Annotated in this window: 23 protein-coding genes and 3 pseudogenes; 21 read left to right on the forward strand and 5 right to left on the reverse strand. The window is 34.4% G+C overall.

What is annotated here, in order from left to right; genetic code table 11:
• The first annotated feature begins 533 nt into the window (after positions 1-533).
• From VSAL_RS07815 to VSAL_RS07840, 5 genes are all read left to right on the forward strand, one after another.
• Entirely contained in the window at positions 534-1,157 is a 624-nt protein-coding gene (locus VSAL_RS07815) for a hypothetical protein (protein WP_044583238.1), read from the forward strand.
• A gap of 93 nt (positions 1,158-1,250) precedes the next feature.
• Positions 1,251-2,132, forward strand: a complete 882-nt coding sequence (locus tag VSAL_RS07820) for an IS982-like element ISVsa6 family transposase (protein ID WP_012548944.1) — start codon at positions 1,251-1,253, stop codon at positions 2,130-2,132.
• 179 nt (positions 2,133-2,311) lie between these two features.
• Positions 2,312-3,091 carry an AraC family transcriptional regulator gene (locus VSAL_RS07825; protein WP_012550132.1) on the forward strand — a complete coding sequence of 260 codons (780 nt, stop codon included), beginning with the start codon at positions 2,312-2,314 and terminating at the stop codon, positions 3,089-3,091.
• Positions 3,092-3,380: 289 nt separating this feature from the next.
• Complete coding sequence (locus VSAL_RS23520; RefSeq protein WP_044583240.1) at positions 3,381-3,860, forward strand: EAL domain-containing protein; 480 nt, start codon at positions 3,381-3,383, stop codon at positions 3,858-3,860.
• Positions 3,861-4,018: 158 nt separating this feature from the next.
• A complete protein-coding gene (locus VSAL_RS07840) occupies positions 4,019-4,558 on the forward strand; it encodes a hypothetical protein (RefSeq protein ID WP_044583241.1) in 540 nt (179 codons plus the stop codon).
• Between the two features lie 208 nt (positions 4,559-4,766).
• Here the strand turns inward: VSAL_RS07840 and VSAL_RS22750 are convergent.
• A protein-coding gene (locus VSAL_RS22750; RefSeq protein WP_085941784.1) for an IS630-like element ISVsa8 family transposase occupies positions 4,767-5,773 on the reverse strand; the annotation gives its coding sequence in 2 pieces (ribosomal slippage) (positions 4,767-5,395 and positions 5,395-5,773; 1,008 coding nt in all).
• A 222-nt stretch (positions 5,774-5,995) separates the two neighbouring features.
• Here VSAL_RS22750 and VSAL_RS07860 point away from each other — a divergent pair.
• Together VSAL_RS07860 and VSAL_RS07865 are read left to right on the forward strand one after the other, a co-directional pair.
• Positions 5,996-6,748, forward strand: a complete 753-nt coding sequence (locus VSAL_RS07860) for a methyl-accepting chemotaxis protein (protein ID WP_231850903.1) — start codon at positions 5,996-5,998, stop codon at positions 6,746-6,748.
• Positions 6,749-6,771: 23 nt separating this feature from the next.
• The gene (locus VSAL_RS07865; protein ID WP_012550133.1) at positions 6,772-6,987 is read left to right on the forward strand and encodes a hypothetical protein; all 216 of its coding nucleotides are present in this window, start codon (positions 6,772-6,774) and stop codon (positions 6,985-6,987) included.
• Between the two features lie 35 nt (positions 6,988-7,022).
• On the opposite strand, the gene VSAL_RS07870 is transcribed toward VSAL_RS07865, so the two are convergent.
• Positions 7,023-7,979 (reverse strand): IS30-like element ISVsa7 family transposase, encoded by a 957-nt coding sequence (locus VSAL_RS07870; RefSeq protein ID WP_012549047.1) that lies wholly within the window; start codon positions 7,977-7,979, stop codon positions 7,023-7,025.
• A gap of 564 nt (positions 7,980-8,543) precedes the next feature.
• Between VSAL_RS07870 and VSAL_RS07875 the strand changes: the two are divergent.
• Together VSAL_RS07875 and VSAL_RS07880 are read left to right on the forward strand one after the other, a co-directional pair.
• Positions 8,544-8,726, forward strand: a pseudogene (locus tag VSAL_RS07875) (type II toxin-antitoxin system prevent-host-death family antitoxin); the annotation flags it as partial.
• 44 nt (positions 8,727-8,770) lie between these two features.
• Positions 8,771-9,006, forward strand: a pseudogene (locus VSAL_RS07880) (type II toxin-antitoxin system RelE/ParE family toxin).
• 41 nt (positions 9,007-9,047) lie between these two features.
• On the opposite strand, the gene VSAL_RS07885 reads toward VSAL_RS07880, so the two are convergent.
• Both VSAL_RS07885 and VSAL_RS07890 read right to left on the reverse strand, forming a co-directional pair.
• On the reverse strand, positions 9,048-9,332 hold the full coding sequence (locus VSAL_RS07885; protein WP_012535033.1) for a type II toxin-antitoxin system RelE family toxin: 285 nt from the start codon (positions 9,330-9,332) through the stop codon (positions 9,048-9,050).
• Entirely contained in the window at positions 9,322-9,570 is a 249-nt protein-coding gene (locus VSAL_RS07890; RefSeq protein WP_012550135.1) for a type II toxin-antitoxin system Phd/YefM family antitoxin, read from the reverse strand. The genes VSAL_RS07885 and VSAL_RS07890 overlap by 11 nt, the downstream gene beginning before the upstream one ends.
• Before the next feature lie 292 nt (positions 9,571-9,862).
• Between VSAL_RS07890 and VSAL_RS07895 the strand changes: the two genes are divergently transcribed.
• The 12 genes and pseudogenes from VSAL_RS07895 to VSAL_RS07950 all read left to right on the forward strand — a co-directional run bounded on the left by VSAL_RS07895 (position 9,863) and on the right by VSAL_RS07950 (position 17,233).
• Positions 9,863-10,651: a phosphotransferase gene (locus VSAL_RS07895; RefSeq protein WP_012550136.1), complete on the forward strand. Its 789-nt coding sequence runs from the start codon at positions 9,863-9,865 to the stop codon at positions 10,649-10,651.
• A 21-nt stretch (positions 10,652-10,672) separates the two neighbouring features.
• Positions 10,673-11,125, forward strand: coding sequence for an NUDIX hydrolase (locus VSAL_RS07900; RefSeq protein ID WP_012550137.1), 453 nt, complete (start codon positions 10,673-10,675; stop codon positions 11,123-11,125).
• Positions 11,126-11,206: 81 nt separating this feature from the next.
• Entirely contained in the window at positions 11,207-11,650 is a 444-nt protein-coding gene (locus VSAL_RS07905) for a GNAT family N-acetyltransferase (RefSeq protein ID WP_044583243.1), read from the forward strand.
• A 40-nt stretch (positions 11,651-11,690) separates the two neighbouring features.
• Positions 11,691-11,840 (forward strand): annotated as a pseudogene (locus VSAL_RS23210) (DMT family protein); the annotation flags it as partial.
• Between the two features lie 120 nt (positions 11,841-11,960).
• Positions 11,961-12,503 carry an outer membrane beta-barrel protein gene (locus VSAL_RS07910; RefSeq protein WP_231850904.1) on the forward strand — a complete coding sequence of 181 codons (543 nt, stop codon included), beginning with the start codon at positions 11,961-11,963 and terminating at the stop codon, positions 12,501-12,503.
• A gap of 162 nt (positions 12,504-12,665) precedes the next feature.
• Positions 12,666-13,061 (forward strand): hypothetical protein, encoded by a 396-nt coding sequence (locus VSAL_RS07915; RefSeq protein WP_044583244.1) that lies wholly within the window; start codon positions 12,666-12,668, stop codon positions 13,059-13,061.
• A gap of 105 nt (positions 13,062-13,166) precedes the next feature.
• Positions 13,167-14,173, forward strand: a protein-coding gene (locus tag VSAL_RS22755; RefSeq protein WP_085941784.1) for an IS630-like element ISVsa8 family transposase whose coding sequence is annotated in 2 segments (ribosomal slippage) — positions 13,167-13,545 and positions 13,545-14,173 — 1,008 coding nt in all. Because the reading frame shifts where the segments join, the coding sequence is not laid out codon by codon here.
• A gap of 6 nt (positions 14,174-14,179) precedes the next feature.
• Positions 14,180-15,172, forward strand: a complete 993-nt coding sequence (locus VSAL_RS07930) for an acyltransferase family protein (protein ID WP_044583245.1) — start codon at positions 14,180-14,182, stop codon at positions 15,170-15,172.
• 141 nt (positions 15,173-15,313) lie between these two features.
• Positions 15,314-15,559 (forward strand): DUF6868 family protein, encoded by a 246-nt coding sequence (locus VSAL_RS24170; RefSeq protein WP_044583246.1) that lies wholly within the window; start codon positions 15,314-15,316, stop codon positions 15,557-15,559.
• Between the two features lie 153 nt (positions 15,560-15,712).
• Positions 15,713-16,066: a YbbD family protein gene (locus tag VSAL_RS07940; protein WP_231850905.1), complete on the forward strand. Its 354-nt coding sequence runs from the start codon at positions 15,713-15,715 to the stop codon at positions 16,064-16,066.
• Between the two features lie 45 nt (positions 16,067-16,111).
• Entirely contained in the window at positions 16,112-16,864 is a 753-nt protein-coding gene (locus tag VSAL_RS07945; protein ID WP_012550142.1) for an SDR family oxidoreductase, read from the forward strand.
• 174 nt (positions 16,865-17,038) lie between these two features.
• Positions 17,039-17,233 (forward strand): CPXCG motif-containing cysteine-rich protein, encoded by a 195-nt coding sequence (locus VSAL_RS07950; RefSeq protein ID WP_012550143.1) that lies wholly within the window; start codon positions 17,039-17,041, stop codon positions 17,231-17,233.
• 79 nt (positions 17,234-17,312) lie between these two features.
• Here the strand turns inward: VSAL_RS07950 and VSAL_RS07955 are convergent, their stop codons facing one another.
• Positions 17,313-18,023 carry an SDR family NAD(P)-dependent oxidoreductase gene (locus tag VSAL_RS07955; RefSeq protein WP_173362129.1) on the reverse strand — a complete coding sequence of 237 codons (711 nt, stop codon included), beginning with the start codon at positions 18,021-18,023 and terminating at the stop codon, positions 17,313-17,315.
• Between the last annotated feature and the right edge of the window lie 120 nt (positions 18,024-18,143).

The following is an 18,143-nucleotide window of genomic DNA, read 5'->3' on the forward strand; positions in this document are numbered from 1 at the left end:
CTTGTCTGGTTATTGTGCTTTGCACCTGTTGGTTTACTAACCTCACGACCTTTCCGGTGGCACTATATGTGAAGCATTCGCGGTTGCGTCGTAGTCACTTACTGGCTCTAACTTTTTCGTGATAGTTCTTTGGTGTGGTTTCTTTGTCTTGGTGGCTAATCTGTGAATATTGGTTTTAGTCGCACTTGGTTGTCAGGTTAGTCGAACGAATCCTTTGCCAGTAAAAATACTTCGAACTGTGGTTTTTAGCGTATGTCGCTTCTTAGCCAAGTTCGTTTTGTTAGTTGGATTTGAGTTTCGTAGTTTTCAGTTTTACATCTGCGTCCAAAGCCAGTAGTTTTGTAACCAATTCAGCACCTTGGTGCTAAATTTTGGCTGCATCATGTAGGTAACCTAACAAGGCATTTAAGACAGATTCGCAACACTCGGCGTTTTCAATTCAAGTTGAGATTTGTGATTACGGTGTAATGGTTTAGTAAGGTGGTAGCGTTGCTCACTACTTAATGCGGCGTTAGCTTAATATATGAGGTCATATGGAAGAAGTTGTAAATTTTGTGGGTGTTTTCTCTGGTGTTTCAGAGTCTCAAACGGTAAATGGTGAAGTAGTTAATTGCAATCGATTTGATGGCTTTATTCTTACTGAAGATGGTTCTCTAGTGCGCAGTGTAGAATTACCATTACATTTAGGCAATTTCTATGAAGAGGGGCTGAGCTATCATTTAACATTAGTCATAGAATCACGTGAATTTAACCCAACAGAAATTAGCAGCAAACCAGTTTTATTTTCGTTATATGAGTCGCTATGGGACTTCTTTTTTGTCGTCAAAGTTTTGAGTGTATATACGGCATCTATGGCTCATGTAAATGTGTACTCAAAGAAAAAGTTGATTTTAATTCGTGAGATTAAAAAGCGTATTAAAACAAGCTCTAATCGACTTTCCTACGCTGATCTTAAATCTGTTTTTGGTGGTGTGAGTAATAACTTTGGTGTGGTTGCCCTTCCTGTCGCTCAGGCTGACAGTATCGTTGCTAAATCAAATTCAAATGTTTTTTTCGATATTGGTATTGGGAGTCCATACAATAAAGCTACTATTGATGGTGGGGTTACGACACCGCAGCAATTAGAATTTTTCGATTGCCAGATAGATTCTACATAACCTGAATTCTGGATAAGGCTGAACTAATTGCCCACCTAACGATCAGATCTTTCGACCAAGAATTATTTGAACGTATTTTAAAAGGTGGGCAAGATGAATAAATTAGTTGATATATTTTGTGATGTCGATGATTTTTGTTATCAATTCTTATCTCAATGGGAAAAATACCTTGTTGAGGCTAGTGAGAGAAAAAGAAAACGTCAGTCAGTAATGTCTACTAGTGAATGTATGACTATTGTCATCGCTTTTCATCAATCAAATCATAGAGATTTCAAGAACTTCTATATCGGGTTAGTTCATCAATATTGGAAAGGATACTTTCCAAATTTACTTAGCTACACTCGATTTGTGAGCAAAATGCCTAGCCTAATCGCCCCAATGTGTGCCTATTTTCAATCTATCAAAGGTAAGCCGACTGGCATTGCTTTTGTTGACTCCACGAGTCTTAAAGTATGCCATAACATTCGAATTCCTCGCCATAAAGTCTTTGATGGTGTTGCGAAAAGAGGAAAAGGTACCATGGGATGGTTTTTCGGCTTCAAACTTCATTTATTGATTAACCATCTTGGAGAAATTATTTCGCTGAAAATCACAGCTGGCAATGTAAATGATAGGACTCCTGTACCTGATTTATGCAAAGAACTCTCGGGGAAATTGTACGCTGATAAAGGGTACATAGGTAAAAAGTTGAGTGAGAGCTTAAAGAACTCTGATGTCGATTTAGTGACTACCTCGCGAAAAAACATGAAAGCAAAAGAGATAAGTGCTTTTGATAAGGCTATGTTATCAAAGAGATACATTATCGAAACGATAAATGACCAATTGAAGAATATCTCTCAAATTGAACATAGCCGTCATCGTAGCGTGACTGGTTTCATGCTAAATGTAATTTCAGGCGTTGTGGCTTATTGTTTAAAAAAACAAAAGCCACGAATTAAGCTATCAGAATGTGAATTTGAACTAATCCTCGCTTAAAGCATGTTTTATCCAGAATTCAGGTTAACTATTTCTTTTAAATTTGGCATATTTCCATGAAAGTGTCACTTTTCATTAATTATTATTACTATATTGACACTTTTACTTATAGACTATTGTTTATAATGTATTAAAATGTGCTACATGTTAAAAAAAGAAAACAAATTTAGGATTGTAAATTGTTTAAAGCTTTTAGCTATAAAGCAAAAGAAGTTCAAAAGTTAAAAGACGTTGTAATAATTAATCCATGTATTATTTGGGTCCTTAGTGGTATGAAAAATATATCTCTTGGTCGGTATAAATATAACCTGAAAAATGGGGATGCAATACTTCTTGGGGCTAATAGTAAACTGAATTTTGAAAATATCCCCATAAACGGTTTGTTTTTTTCTAAGCAAATAATATTTTTTAAACCACCAAAAGTTGAGTTCTTTAAACAAACAGTAAAAAATTTTGAAGTTTCTAAATATAGAAATATTAAACTAGATTATCAATTGAAAATGACTTTAGACTTACTTCATCAATCTGATGTTATTTTAAAGAATATAAATACAAGACATATGTGGTTAGATGGATTATATCTATTATTAGCAGAGGAATATTATCTTCAAGTACTATTTTTATCTTCTGAAGGCAGTTTTAATGAAAAAGTGTATGAAGTTTTAGAAAAAATGCAACCTAGTGATCATAAAATAGAAAATGTATGTTCAATTTTAGGTGTAAGTAAAGCAACACTTATTAGACGATTGAAGAAAGCTGGAACTCAATTTAAGAAAATAGTAAGACAAGTTAGAATGAATAAAGCCTTATTTCTTATGCAAAAAAGAGAGCTTCTTTTAGAAGATATATCTTTTTCTTGTGGTTATCAATCAGTAGAACTTTTAGTCGTGTATTTTAAAGAGGAGTTTGGCATCACACCAAAAGAATATTCCATTTCTTTCAAAGATGTTCAAATGTAATTAACGTTAATTTTTAATTAGATAAATGAATTTAAATGAAGCAGAAATGGTATATCAACCTAAAATAAGAAGAAATAAATTAGTATCAATAGAAGCATTATTAAGACCTAAAAATTGTTTAGATGTAGAGAATTTCGTTAAAAACTATAAGTCACCAGTTCATTTGGATTCTAAAGTATTAGAGTTAGTTTATTCTGATGTTATTGATACTAATATAAATTACCCTGTTTCTATAAATGCATCTTATTTTAGTTTAATAAGCAATTAGTTTATTAATAAAGTTATTGCTTTGTTTAAGGGATTTAATATTACGATAGAGTTAACCGAGCATTTTGATATTAAAAATATTGAAAAGCTTAAAATGAATATTGAGATATTAAGATGTAATAAAATTAACGTTTCGTTAGATGATTTTGGAAAAGAGTTCTCTAGAGCGAAATTATTAAGTGAAATTAAGTTTAATGAAGTTAAGATAGATAAATCGATTATAGATTATATAGATAAAGACTATCATTCATATAAACATCTTGTTTTTTTGTCTGAAAAAATAAAGACATTTGGGACTAATAATATTGTTTATGAAGGAATAGAAAGATTATCACAGTTTCAATTAATTAATTTATTTGATAATAATGCAATACTTCAAGGTTATTATTATTCAAAGCCTATTAGTCTGAAAGAAATAATTGAGATTTATAAAATTATTCTTTCTAATGGGAGTAGTGAAGCTGAAATAATTAACAATAAAATAAAAAAATGGACGTTATAGGGAATATTTATAACGAGGACTATAATAAAACAATTTCTAATTTTAAATCTATTTATTATAAAAATAAAATAAAGGAATCTCTATTAAATGTAGATATTTGTTAATATAAACGCAATTAATGTAAAAGTAATGTAATCTTAATTAGGATAAAGATATAAATGAACAAAATAACATTGAAGATATTTTTCAACTTAATGATAGGTATAATAATATTAATATCTACTTCATCGGTTTTGATTTTTAATATAACCTCTATTGAAGTAAAAGAGAAAGAAAAATATTTACAAGAACAAATAATTGGTTCGCTTAACAGTATTAATAGAATAAATGGATTGATTAATGAAATGAGAAAGAATGATCTTCTTATTTTTAGTAAAATAAATTTGGAAGTTGCAGAAAAAAGACGGAGAGGTATTAATGAACAGCTAGAAAAAGAACTTAATATATACGGTGGACTTGATGCTAATGAAGCCGATATTAAAGCGTTCGGTCAATTGAAAATAACAATAAAAAAATACAATGATACATTAACATTTGATATGGTTGATTATGAAGATAGTACATTGCTTATTCTTAATGTTCTTAGTTTAACGGATGAATTGACAGCTATAAATAATGGGTATGTTTCTGATTACATGATGGGGATGGAAAAGAACCTTAATGATAATATAAAGTATATATCAATTTTTTCTTGGTAACATTAATTGCTAGTATCATTTTTACGATAAGAATGATGCGAGACATTAATATAAGAATAAAACTTATCAATGATGCAATAAAGAGATTTGTGAGCCTAGATATTAGAACTGGCGAACTATGTCATTTCATTGATACACCGAAATTTAAAAATGATGAAATAGGTTCTATTATGCTTAATCTAAAAGCATTTAGAATAAAAATAAGTAGTCACGCAAAAGTTATTGTGAATTTTTCGCCGTAATAATTTAATATGTTTTTGATGTTAATACTGAGGTCTTCAAACGTTTTGAACGCTTCACATGGTAACCATTCATATTTTACTTTCTTCCACAATATCTCAATGATATTGAGCTCTGGAGAGTACGGTGGTAGATAACAAACTAATACATCATTCATCAACCACTCATGCAATTTTTGTTTAAATTTTGCTGACCTATGAAAAGAGGCATTATCTAAGATAATAAAGCATGGCTTATCGTTTTTTCGTGCGTTGATAAAGTGCTCAAATGCATCAATTACTGTATCGGTAGTTACTCTTCCTTCCGTTGTTTGAAAACTCAATTTACCTTGTCTACTTAAGAAGCCAAGAACATTGAGCCGTTTGCTGTGTGAATGAGCAGGCCTTAGCGATTGAACACCGATAGGTCCCCAACAATAAGGAAGATTAGATTTCTGACTAAAGCCTGACTCATCAAAATAAAAGAGTTCACATTTATTCGTACGTTCCATTTCAATCAATGAATTCAATATATTACTGAAATTATTGAATTTCATATCGTCACGCTTTAACTTTAATGAGTGTCGGGCTCTTTTGTAACTGTAATCACTTTTTTTATATTTCGTTTAATAGTGTCTAAGCTGGATTTTTTACCTGTTTCTTCTTCAAGTATTGCTTGTGCTCGTTTAAGTTGATGTGGCTCTTCATCAACCAATGACTTCAAACGATATACTTCTGCTTCTGTGTAAATAGGTTTTCTACCTATACGAACAGCGTCATACAATCCGAGCATTCCACAGGCTTCCCAATGGTCTATCCATGACGATATGGTCTCAAATTTAGCGTCTAAAATATCAGTTAACGCTAAAATAGAGTAGCCTTTATCACTGAGAATAATCGCATGTGCTCGTATTCTTACTCTATTTTTTGGATGATTAGCGATCGCTTCTTTTAGGGTTATTTTTTCATTGTCTGTTAAAGGATTAACTGCTTTCATTATGATATAGACACTGACGTTAAAATACTCATTTTAATACCATATGGATATATGGATATATGGTAAAGGCGAAATCTTCATTCTCGAAAACTTATCATTAACTACTTAACAGAAGTATTAACTTTAATTAGCAGTTCTGTAGATAACAATAAGATTGGTGTTGATAAAATTGGAGGTTCTTTAGCTGATAATAAAAATTTCATGGTTGTGCAATTTGACAATATGAGTCAGTTAGTAACTGCAATTAACGAACTTCAATGTGCAGCAATGGAAGTTGCTAGTAATATTAACCAGTCCGCAGGGTTAACACAAGAATCATCACAGCAATGTATTGAAACAAAAGATGTAATTCAAGGAACAAAAACAGCAATTAATAATACAAGCGAAAGTCTTGATGAGTGCAATACTATTGCTGAACTTCTTCAAAAAGATAGTGAACAAATTGCCTCTGTTTTGGTCTTGATAAGAAATATTGCAGATCAAACTAATTTACTCGCTTTGAATGCAGCAATTGAAGCAGCACGGGCTGGTGAATCAGGTCGTGGTTTTGCAGTTGTAGCTGATGAAGTTCGCATGCTAGCGCAGAAGACTCAAGAATCCACAATTAAAATTGAAAGCATTATTTCTGTACTACAAGAAAGAACGACAGGTGTACAAGAAAAAATTAACGATAGTAACTTATTGATGAATAGCTGTGTTGAACAAATTAATGATGCTGAAAGTTATATTGAAAATGTATCAAATAACCTTGTTTCTTTATCTGAAATGGGACACCAAATTGCAACTGCCTCAGAAGAGCAAACTTCAGTTATCAATGAAATCAACGTAAATGCAGTTGCTGTTAACGATATTACTACTGAAAGCGTAAATTTATCAGAAAGTGTTATTACTGAGATTATTAGTATAAATAAGGATATCTTAAGTACAAAAGATATGATTGTTAATTTTAAAATAGATAGAACAACATATACTTAAATTTATTTAGGAAAGTTCATAAGATGAATCTAGAAAAAGAAATACTTTCCTCTCTTAAAGGGGAGCTGATATGGAATGGCGTTAAAACAGAAGTTTTACTTCCTTTATCTAAATTAGATTTAATATGTATTCATAACAAAGAGTATGATGAGATAAACACTTGTATGTTTAATCTTGTAAATAATGGAAGTGTATTTTGTATAAATGAAAAATATCATATAAATATGAGGTATAAATAAATATTTTGAGGGTAACTATTACCCTCAAGTAAACGCTAGATCGTAACAATAACCGACACACTCTTACCGTTTAAAAACTCGCTCGGACTCAGAAAATTTAATGTCTTTCTAGGTCGAGAATTAATCAAAAACTCTGCCTGTTTAATCTCTTTTGCAGTAAGTTCTCCAATGGCCATTCCCTTTGGGAAAAAACGTCTTAGTAAACCATTGGTATTTTCATTCAAACCTCGTTGCCAAGAATGGTAAGGTTTAGCAAAATAAATGTCACAGTTCAGATGCTTAGCTATCTTAGCATGACCTGCGAACTCTCCGCCATTATCAAATGTGATTGTTTTGCAAAGCTCTTTAAAGGGCTTCATCATGCGATTTATCCCGCGAGTAACGGCCTTTTTGGATTTATTGCGTACTTTGCACGTAACTAATAGCTTAGACACTCGTTCTACCATCGTTACTAAATACCCGTCTTGACCATAAACAGTGTCACCTTCCCAGTGACCAACCTCAGATTTATCATCGACAATAGCAGGGCGTTGAGATATATCAATGCGGTTAGGAATGAGTCTTGCTCCTGCTTCTACACCTTTGCGTTGTTTGTATTTTTTGCCTTTTCGAGCAAGCATCCTTTGCCACTGCTCTCTTTTAATTGCGTTGTAAATAGTACTGCAACATATTGTATTTTCTATTTTTTCTCTACGCATTCGTCCAGATATTTGCTCTGGGCTCCAACCAAGCTGAAGATATAGGTGAATTATTTTTTTATTCTTTTGGCTGCATTTTGTGTGCTTAATCGAAAGTGTTCTTTTTTGGAAAGCGTGTTTATGCGCTTGCTCGGCAGAATAGCTTCCAGCAGGACAACGTCGTAGTTCCTTTGAAATGGAGCCATTGCTCCGTTTTAATTTTTGTCCTATTTCACGAGCAGAAATACTATGTGTATTCCACGCTTCAATCTGGTATCTTTCACCTAGTGTCAGTTGCTTATATTGGTATCCCATGGGGTTACCTTAGTTGATTGTGTGAGAGCTTGAAGCTTATAGGCAACTGACTCTCAAATCTATACCAAAGTGTGTCGGTTATTCTTGGAACCTAGGAAGGTGTTATGCAGGCGTTATGTTTACGAGAACCCCACGTCATGGAGGAATTTTCATGGAAACTGTAGCAGATGTACTTTATCGGCAAATGACATCATGGAGGGGCACGTACTATAAAGAGTTTTTGAAGCAAGATATATCAACGCTTTTCCCACAACCGAGCAAAATCTTCACTAGGAATTTGCTTAAGGATATACAGAGCCCATCCAGTTAGTAATCATTGGTCATTTGTACTTTGATTATTTTCTGTTTCGAGCTTTAGAAGAGTCAGGAATTAACAGCAACGGAAGGCGATATCAATCATTCAAAGCAAAGCTAAATAAGTCGCAAGAATTAGAACTATTAACCCAGCTGCAATATGAGTTTCTTGATGAAATAAATAAGCTTAGAAATCGCTTTGTCCACAATGTTTTTTTCGATGTTACTAGTTGGGACCCAACAACTTTGCCTCTTGTTAGAAACTACTCCCTAGTTATCACTCTGCGCGGTAAAGGTGTTGCGGTAGTTTTAGACGTTGCTGAATATGAAGCAATGCAAGAAAAAATAGAATTACTGGAAGAAGTGCAGCAAGCTGAAGCTCAAATCGCTAGTGGTTTTGGTTTATCAAATGAAGATGCTCGTTCTAAAATATTGAGACGCTTACGTTCATGAATGTTATTTGGTCGCCGCTTGCTTTAGATAAAATAGGGTAGACAATAGAATACATTGAGACAATCCATCTGTGGCAGAAAAATGGATTAATGATATATTCAACAAAGCTGAGAATTTAGGTTCATTTCAAGAGTTAGGTCGTCTTGTTCCTGAGCTAAACAGAGTCAATTATCGTGAAATCATTTTTGGTAATTACCGCATTATTTATAGCGTAACCTTAAGCATAAATATTTTAATGGTTCGTAACTGTAGTCAATTGCCGACTATGGCTGATATATAAAATTATAACAAATTCATCAACGCGGCGTTAAACCGCCATGGTCAAATCCTGTGCATCGCTTTTTTGTATACGTCGCTGCGTTCTCTTTTGCCAACAGCTAAAACGGTGACAATTATTACGTCATCCTCAACTTTGTATACTAATCGGTAACCAGACTGTCGTAGCTTAATTTTGTATAAATTGTCAGCGCCTGATAGCTTTGACGCAGGAACGTGAGGATTATCTAAGCGTTCTAATAGCTTTTTCTTAAATTGCTCACGAAGTGTTGCACCGAGTTTATTCCATTCTTTATATGCGCTCTTTTTGAAGTCTAACTTATAAGTCATGGATGTTTACCGAAATAGTTTCTTCATTCTCTCGTTCTGCGGCAAGGGATAATAGTTCTAGATCTTCAACTCTATCCAGCAATAGTTCATAAGCTTCTGCTGGCACACAATAAAATGCAGGCTCATTCCTGTTTAGTATCGCAACAGCTTCACCGTAAGCACTTGAAGCAACTTTCATTGGGTTAGCTTTAAACTCGGTAATGCTTGCTGCAACATCGGCTAAAATTCTAGTGGTCATAACGGTCTCTAATTAGGTTGATTATTCGGTCATTATAGCGTGTCATTGCGGTTTAACAAAGCAATCAACATGATTTACTAGATTCGGCATTCAAGGTTTCTTTAGGTACAATCAGGAAACTGTTTAAAAGTTAAGATGTTACTATCATTTTTAAATGTTGAGCGTGATTGGATTCATCAAATCGAGCAAGGAAATCACCTTGTTGACAGTTATTCAGAAAAAGGCCAGAGAATATTCAATTAAGAATGATAGCTAAATAAGCACAATATAAATAATACTCATAAGGATATTCATGGAAGAACTTCAAGGTGGGCGTGAAGGGCGGGTTTTCCGCTCTGAGAATAAGGTTTATCGACCACGTGGTAAGTGGTCTGAAACCATACATAGTTTGTTGTCACATATTGCCGAAAATGGTTTTAATGCAGCTCCTAAGCCTTACGGTTTTGATGGCAAAGATAATGAAGTTTTATCTTATGTCGAAGGAGAGGTTTTCAATTATCCGCTAAAAGGCAATATTGCCACGATTGAAGCACTGACTTCTGCAGCTAAACTTCTTCGTTTATACCACGATGCATCTAGTCCGTTTCTATCAAATCATTCAGTTGAATCATTAGAGTGGATGCTTCCCAGTAGAGAACCTATGGAAGTTATCTGTCACGGAGACTACGCGCCATACAATGTTGCATTGGTTGGATCAGAAACCGTGGGTATTATCGATTTTGATACTGCGCATCCCGCGCCGCGAGTTTGGGATATCGCTTATGCCGTGTATTGTTGGGCTCCATTTAAAACCCATGAGTATGATGCAATGGGGGATTTAGGATCTCAGTCTATACGAGCCAAGCAGTTTTGTGATGTTTATGGTTTGCTTGAAGCTGATCGTTTGGTTTTAGTTAAAGCAATGACAGAGAGAGTTCAAGCGTTGGTTGACCATATGCACAATGAAGCAAGTAATGGTAATCAAGCTTTTATCGAAAATATCAAAGACGGTCACCATTTAGCGTATCTAGCAGATATCCAATATTTGAATGACAATGAGCAGTATATTACCGATGTAGTGGTTGGTAAAAAGTGCTTATAACAACACTTTAAGAGGTTAATTATGATCCCTTTAAATACATCAATTGTGTCAGGCGTGGCATTATCTAAAATTGATGGCGAAGAAAAAATTCTACTCATGAAAAGAGTAAAAGGTGGCTTTTGGTGTCATGTCGCAGGCTCAATTGAAGAAGAGGAAACCGGCATTGATGCCATCGTTCGTGAGTTCAAGGAAGAGACTCAAATTGAAGTGTCAAACCTATTCAATGCTCAGTTTCTAGAACAATTTTATGAAGCTAGCGTTAATGTCATTCAGCTTATCCCTGTTTTCGTTGTGATGTGTCCACCAGAGCAAGAGGTGGTTCTAAATGAAGAGCATACAGAATATAAGTGGTGTAGTTTAGAAGAAGCACTAGAGTTGGTCCCATTTCCAAATCAACACGCAGTGTTTAAGCATGTATGGTCGTATTTCGTAGAAAAGCCAGTCAATGCGCTTTATCGAGTAGATGTCGGCTAGCAAACAATTTAAGAGCGATTTTCAGTGGATGGTATTTTTCATTCCATATGGCTCTTTCTCATTAAAAATGGAGTTATTTATATGGAAATAGTAAAAGTAAAACTTGGTGAGCTAGGAATTGTTAGCCCGCTGTTTGATGCATATCGTGTGTTTTATGGACAAAAGAGTAACTCAGAATTAGCTTTTGATTTCTTATCTCAAAGAGTTAAAAATGAAGAGTCAGTCATATTTTTAGCATTAAATGAGAGTGGTGAAGGCATGGGTTTTACTCAACTTTATCATGGCTTCTCATCAGTATCAGCAGCTAGAGTATGGGTATTAAATGATTTGTATGTTGCACCTGAGTTTAGGAATAATGGCGTAGCAAAACAGTTAATGAATGCAGCAAAAGAGTTGGCTTTAGTGGATAACGTAAAAGGGTTATCGTTAGAGACAGCAGAAGATAATGTAAACGCTCAGAAGCTTTATGAATCTCTAGGCTATGTTAGAGAATTAGGAACGTATCATTACTTCTTGAAGCTATAGGCATCAATGTAAGCATTGACTTTGATAATCAAATATTTAAATTAGAAAATTCTTGGTTATCAGCAATATAACTAAATGCAGCAATATTTTTATGACCTTTGTATGGTACGCCCATTTAAAAGAACTCAATAATAAACCGTGGCTAATTACGGCCTTAATCCGTTGGGGTATCGCCTTATTTGAATACATACCTTACGATAAGTGAAGCATTAATTTAGCATATTCTTACGAGAACCCGTCTGGATATGCTATATCTTCGCTTTTGGTCGATAAGTACACTGCGGCTTCAATTTTTGTATGGAATAAAACAGTGTATAAAATACTCCCATTGCTTGTAACCGTATGTTCATTTTCAACATTTGCAGAAGAAACAAATACGCCATATCAAGATGTATATGTTGCGGCAGGTTATTCCTCACATGAAATATCAGATAAAACTGGTGATGCGTTTGATGCGTTTGATGGGTATTTTGGCGCTAGAAACATCTATGCGAACTCTTTTTTCGTTGGTGGCGAAGTTGAAGGGAAAATAATTAAAAATTCATCGCTTAAAGATTCAACTGGCTTTAAAGAGAAGTATGCATTTTCAGCAAATATTCCTTTAGGGAAGAGATTTGAGCTGTCTGATGCTATCGATCTTGATGCCTATGGGTTAATCGGCTATTCAATGTTAAAGACAGAACCATCAATGGATGATTCCTCGTACGGCTTCAAATACGGTGCAGGGGTGGATCTTAATATGACGGATTGGTTTATTGGTGTTCGTTACACTACTGTCGATTTACATTCTGATGTGGATCAAAAAGACATTTCATTACTCGTTGGCTATAAACTTCATTCATTGTTTAATTAATACAATTATTGATTTGTGCTGAAAATGCAGTAGTGGCACCAAGAAAGCTCGTTATTTTTTTACCGAGCTTTTCTCGTTTTAATGCAATAAATTAAAATCAATTTTTACAATAATAAACGCATTGTATTGGTGTCTGTTTTCGTTCTAGTTAGGGGCTTCATTATGTGGAAATTATGGTTTTGGATTGAGTTGTTTTTTGTCGTGTTTTCAATGGTATATTCAATTAAAAATGGCGACTACTTCAGTGCCTTACCCTCTTTTATGATTGGGGTACTGGCTGCTTCCTATGGTTATGCATATCAAAAAGCGATTTGGGAGCGTGGGGTGTGGAAAGTACTATTTATTTTTCAGGTATGTATGACATTGCCTTTGTTGATGCTTACTTTTTACAGCATGGGTTTTGTTGATACTCATTTTATATCAAATTGGTTAATTGCTATTGGTTTTATGCTGTTTTTAGTTTTGCTTATTCTTCCAACCTATAAATATGGATATTGTTCCAATGAGTTATGGAGAAATGCACAAATCAAAGAGGATGAAAATCAAGGTCATAGGTAGTTAGCTAAGTAGTTAATGATAAGTTTTCGAGAATGAAGATTTCGCCTTTACCATATATCCATATGGTATTAAAATGAGTATTTTAACGTCAGTGTCTATATCATAATGAAAGCAGTTAATCCTTTAACAGACAATGAAAAAATAACCCTAAAAGAAGCGATCGCTAATCATCCAAAAAATAGAGTAAGAATACGAGCACATGCGATTATTCTCAGTGATAAAGGCTACTCTATTTTAGCGTTAACTGATATTTTAGACGCTAAATTTGAGACCATATCGTCATGGATAGACCATTGGGAAGCCTGTGGAATGCTCGGATTGTATGACGCTGTTCGTATAGGTAGAAAACCTATTTACACAGAAGCAGAAGTATATCGTTTGAAGTCATTGGTTGATGAAGAGCCACATCAACTTAAACGAGCACAAGCAATACTTGAAGAAGAAACAGGTAAAAAATCCAGCTTAGACACTATTAAACGAAATATAAAAAAAGTGATTACAGTTACAAAAGAGCCCGACACTCATTAAAGTTAAAGCGGGACGATATGAAATTCAATAATTTCAGTAATATATTGAATTCATTGATTGAAATGGAACGTACGAATAAATGTGAACTCTTTTATTTTGATGAGTCAGGCTTTAGTCAGAAATCTAATCTTCCTTATTGTTGGGGACCTATCGGTGTTCAATCGCTAAGGCCTGCTCATTCACACAGCAAACGGCTCAATGTTCTTGGCTTCTTAAGTAGACAAGGTAAATTGAGTTTTCAAACAACGGAAGGAAGAGTAACTACCGATACAGTAATTGATGCATTTGAGCACTTTATCAACGCACGAAAAAACGATAAGCCATGCTTTATTATCTTAGATAATGCCTCTTTTCATAGGTCAGCAAAATTTAAACAAAAATTGCATGAGTGGTTGATGAATGATGTATTAGTTTGTTATCTACCACCGTACTCTCCAGAGCTCAATATCATTGAGATATTGTGGAAGAAAGTAAAATATGAATGGTTACCATGTGAAGCGTTCAAAACGTTTGAAGACCTCAGTATTAACATCAAAAACATATTAAATTATTACGGCGAAAAATTCACAATAACTTTTGCGTGACTACTTATGACTCGTAGATATTTAATTGATAATACAAAATGTATTATGATTACCTTAGTAGTGTTGGGACATTTTATAGAACCTTTGATTAATTCTAATAATATAATTAAATCAATTTTTATGAGTATATATTCTGTACATATGCCTATATTTGTTATGTTATCTGGTGTATTTAGTCGAAACGAATTTAAAAAAGAAAACATGATAAAACTGATAAATTCGATATTTATTCCATTTTTTATGTTTACCTTATTATATGAAGCTTTCTATTTTTTATTTACTGGTTCTCTTAGTAGTTATACTGTTAATTTTCAACCATTCTGGTTGTTATGGTTTTTATTTAGCTTGTTTATTTGGAAGCTATTACTTCCTATCTTGTTAAAGTCTCATTACCCAGTTTGTTTTAGTTTGATGATATCGTTAATTGCAGGATATATTGATAGCATTGGTTATTTTATGGGGATATTGAGGACAATTTATTTTTTGCCATTTTTTATTGTTGGTTATAAATGGATAGGAAACTTAATTGAATGTAAAAAACTTCGAAAGATCCCTAAATCAGTATATTTTGTAATTTTAATCTTTAATATGGTCTTTTTTTTATTAATAACAGATTTTTCTCATACTTGGCTGTATGGCAGCATACCTTACGCTAAATTAGGTTCTGATGGGTGGAGAGCTGTTGGCATTCGACTGGTATTATACAGTGTTTCTTTTATAAGCTCTTTTGCAATATTAATGGTGATTCCAAGGAAAAAAAGCGTGCTATCAAAAAATGGAAGTAATTCTATATACGTTTATCTATGGCATGGTTTTATTGTGAAGATATGTATTTGGTTTGGATTTCTTCAATGGCTCAAACTGAAGGATCCTATCGTTACTATGTTTGTTTTATTCTTAATATCTATACTTTTAACATTAGGTCTATCGACAGATAAGGTAAGAAAGAAAACACAACGGATACTGCCTAAAATTAAGGTGACAATCCTTCGCGGTTAAGTATTGGCCGTAATAATTTCATCGACACGATTCTTTACACTCTACACCTTCAGTTTGCCGAGTATTTCTCGTTTTAAATGATCAATCTTAGGTATAGTAGTAAGTCTGTTATGTAGGGCTAAACATAAGGATAATTAATTTATGACTAACATTAATGACATCACCGTATTTTTTGGTTGGTGCTCCATAATAAATATGGGGTTTTTAGTTTTTGCTGCGTTATTTCTTACTTTATTTAACGATTTTATTATTAACGTCCACAGTAAAATACTTGGCATCTCTTCATCAGAACTTCCGTCATTGTATTTTAAATATTTGGCTAATTATAAAATTGGAATTCTAATCTTTAATCTAGTGCCATACATCGCTTTAAAATTAATGGTTTAAAACGAAATTTAACCATAAATACATCAACATAATTTACAACCCTCGGTCGTGCTAACTTACCGAGTACTTCTGTTTTTTTAGTGTCAATGTTAGGTATGTTTGAATAGGTATAAGTGCGTAGTATGCAGGTCAGTTGTCATTGGAGAAATAGTATTGAAAAAGTTTGTATGGCTTATTGCCTTTCTCATTGTAGGGTGCAGTGATGTTATGGATAATTATTATCCGACCTACCAAGATGCGTTGGAAAATAAGCTTTTCACTCGGGGTTGGTTACCCAATATTTTGCCTGAATCAACGAAAAAAATTGAGGTAAGTAATGATCTTGACCTTAATACATCGGTTGGTCGCTTTGTTATCGATAAACAAGATCGCGATGCTTTTATATCGCAGCTTACTCTTGTGGACATCAAAAAAAATCGCTTTGAATATTATTCCGGACAAAGTGTTTGGGCATTTAATATGGAAGACAATGGCGTTGTTCGTTATACGTTGTCAGTTAATAGATAATGTTCTTGCTAACATTACGTACATTCAGAATATAAGGACAGATTGATGAGTACTCCAAAAGTGGCGGTTATTACCGGTGGTGGTCGAGGCATTGGTGCAGCAACCTCACTACTTTTTTCAAGAGAAGGTTATGCGGTGTGTATCAACTATAAATCGAACGCAGTCGCCGCGAATAAATTAGCTAAAACAATAATCGCAGAAGGCGGGAAGTGCATTACGGTTCAAGCGGATGTGTCTTGCGAAGAAGAGGTCACTCGACTATTTTCTACGGTTGATAGTGAATTAGGTACGCTATCTGTTCTTGTTAATAATGCTGGTATTTTGAAAACGCAATCACGCTTAGAAGACATGACGGCTGATCGGATCAACGCCATACTTACAAATAATGTCACGAGCTATTTTTTATGTTGTAGAGAAGCGGTCAAGCGTATGTCTACTCGACATGGTGGTTTAGGTGGTGTGATTGTTAATGTGTCTTCTGGTGCCGCACGGTCGGGCTCTCCCAATGAGTATATCGATTATGCCGCGTCAAAAGGTGCGATTGATACTTTAACGAAAGGGTTGTCTTTGGAAGTTGCAGCAGAAGGCATTCGAGTTAATTGTGTTCGCCCGGGGTTAATTCATACCGATATGCATGCCGATGGCGGAGAGCCAGAGCGAATAGCAAGGTTGAAGAGTGTGATTCCGCTACAAAGAGGGGGTGAACCAGAAGAAGTTGCCGAAGCCATTTATTGGTTAGCCTCAGAGAAATCGTCATTTTCTACAGGGAATTACTTAGATTTAGCTGGCGGCTTGTAAAATACCCACATCAATCACTGGAACTTATTACGCTCGGTACCTTTAGGGACGAGCGTTTTTGTTTTAAATAGATTGATGATCGTTTTATATCATATCGACAAATTCATTGATTCGATTATTTTGAATTGTCCTCTAAACTTAGTAGAAGATACGATGATGATTTAAAGAGGCGCTATGGAGTTTTTACACGAAGAAACAATACTTTGCCCTTACTGTAATGAATCCATTGTGATTCTGGTTGATCACGAAGATCGTGAGCAAGAGTACATTGATGATTGCAGCGTTTGTTGTCGACCGATTCGAATTCAAGTGACCACTAACGACAATGACGAATTAGTGGTCACGGTATGCGATGAGAATGAAGCGTAAGTTGATTGAATAATAATCAGTTAACGGTGATTATTTTCATTGTCTATTCTATCTGATGTTCTCTACCAAATTGAAATAATTACTTTTCTAAATCAATGGTTTTACAACGTATAGAGAGTGTCGACATACTGGCACTTGGCGACAAGTTGCGTATAAAATCGATGGCTTTAGTTAAATCTTGAGTTTCGATTTTTAGGTTGTTCATAATACGGCCATCGTTGGTCATGTCAGTATCGACAACGCTTGGACATAAACAACATACCTTTATATTAAAGGGAAGAAGTTCGTGATAAAGCGATTGGCTATAACTCACAATAGCGGCTTTTGTGGCAGAGTACGCGGCGATCTTTGGTACGGGTTCTAAACCTGCGGTTGATCCAATATTATAAATCTCACCATAGCCTTGTTGTTTCATTTTTTCGATAACCAAATTACAGGCCGTAATCGTAGAAAGTAGATTTACGTTTATTAATTCAGAAAGCTGCTTTAGCGTTAAGTTCGTGTGTCCTGCCATGAGAACACCTGCGCTGTTTACCATTACATCGATAGAGCTATGCTCAGCAATGATTGAAGAGATGGCAGATTCAACGTCTGCGGGGTTATTAAAATCGACGCTGATGGTTTCGATGCAACTCGACGGGTAGTGGGCTTCTAACTCTAATTTTGTGGCATTGAGGTTGTCTTTATTTAATGAGACTAAAATAAGTGAATAACCTTGCTGAGCAAAGTAGTGAGAAATCGCTTTTCCTATACCTCGACTTGCTCCCGTAATTAGTGCCAATTTAGACATAACCATCTCCTTGTTGAATGAGTTTTTGCACCATATCATTTTCTTCTATTTTATAAAAGAGACAATATCTCTCTGGCATTTATTGGTTTTCTCTTTACTTTTAGCACAAACATAACAAAT

The organism is Aliivibrio salmonicida LFI1238, from assembly GCF_000196495.1.
In the GTDB taxonomy this organism is placed as follows: domain Bacteria; phylum Pseudomonadota; class Gammaproteobacteria; order Enterobacterales; family Vibrionaceae; genus Aliivibrio; species Aliivibrio salmonicida.

Coding starts and splice junctions, on each gene's coding strand:
- VSAL_RS07815 (WP_044583238.1), top strand. CDS start 534: ATGGAAGAAGTTGTAAATTTTGTGGGTGTTTTCTCTGGTGTTTCAGAG.
- VSAL_RS07820 (WP_012548944.1), top strand. CDS start 1,251: ATGAATAAATTAGTTGATATATTTTGTGATGTCGATGATTTTTGTTAT.
- VSAL_RS07840 (WP_044583241.1), top strand. CDS start 4,019: ATGAACAAAATAACATTGAAGATATTTTTCAACTTAATGATAGGTATA.
- VSAL_RS07860 (WP_231850903.1), top strand. CDS start 5,996: ATGAGTCAGTTAGTAACTGCAATTAACGAACTTCAATGTGCAGCAATG.
- VSAL_RS07865 (WP_012550133.1), top strand. CDS start 6,772: ATGAATCTAGAAAAAGAAATACTTTCCTCTCTTAAAGGGGAGCTGATA.
- VSAL_RS07870 (WP_012549047.1), bottom strand. CDS start 7,979: ATGGGATACCAATATAAGCAACTGACACTAGGTGAAAGATACCAGATT.
- VSAL_RS07885 (WP_012535033.1), bottom strand. CDS start 9,332: ATGACTTATAAGTTAGACTTCAAAAAGAGCGCATATAAAGAATGGAAT.
- VSAL_RS07890 (WP_012550135.1), bottom strand. CDS start 9,570: ATGACCACTAGAATTTTAGCCGATGTTGCAGCAAGCATTACCGAGTTT.
- VSAL_RS07895 (WP_012550136.1), top strand. CDS start 9,863: ATGGAAGAACTTCAAGGTGGGCGTGAAGGGCGGGTTTTCCGCTCTGAG.
- VSAL_RS07900 (WP_012550137.1), top strand. CDS start 10,673: ATGATCCCTTTAAATACATCAATTGTGTCAGGCGTGGCATTATCTAAA.
- VSAL_RS07905 (WP_044583243.1), top strand. CDS start 11,207: ATGGAAATAGTAAAAGTAAAACTTGGTGAGCTAGGAATTGTTAGCCCG.
- VSAL_RS07915 (WP_044583244.1), top strand. CDS start 12,666: ATGTGGAAATTATGGTTTTGGATTGAGTTGTTTTTTGTCGTGTTTTCA.
- VSAL_RS07930 (WP_044583245.1), top strand. CDS start 14,180: ATGACTCGTAGATATTTAATTGATAATACAAAATGTATTATGATTACC.
- VSAL_RS24170 (WP_044583246.1), top strand. CDS start 15,314: ATGACTAACATTAATGACATCACCGTATTTTTTGGTTGGTGCTCCATA.
- VSAL_RS07945 (WP_012550142.1), top strand. CDS start 16,112: ATGAGTACTCCAAAAGTGGCGGTTATTACCGGTGGTGGTCGAGGCATT.
- VSAL_RS07950 (WP_012550143.1), top strand. CDS start 17,039: ATGGAGTTTTTACACGAAGAAACAATACTTTGCCCTTACTGTAATGAA.
- VSAL_RS07955 (WP_173362129.1), bottom strand. CDS start 18,023: ATGTCTAAATTGGCACTAATTACGGGAGCAAGTCGAGGTATAGGAAAA.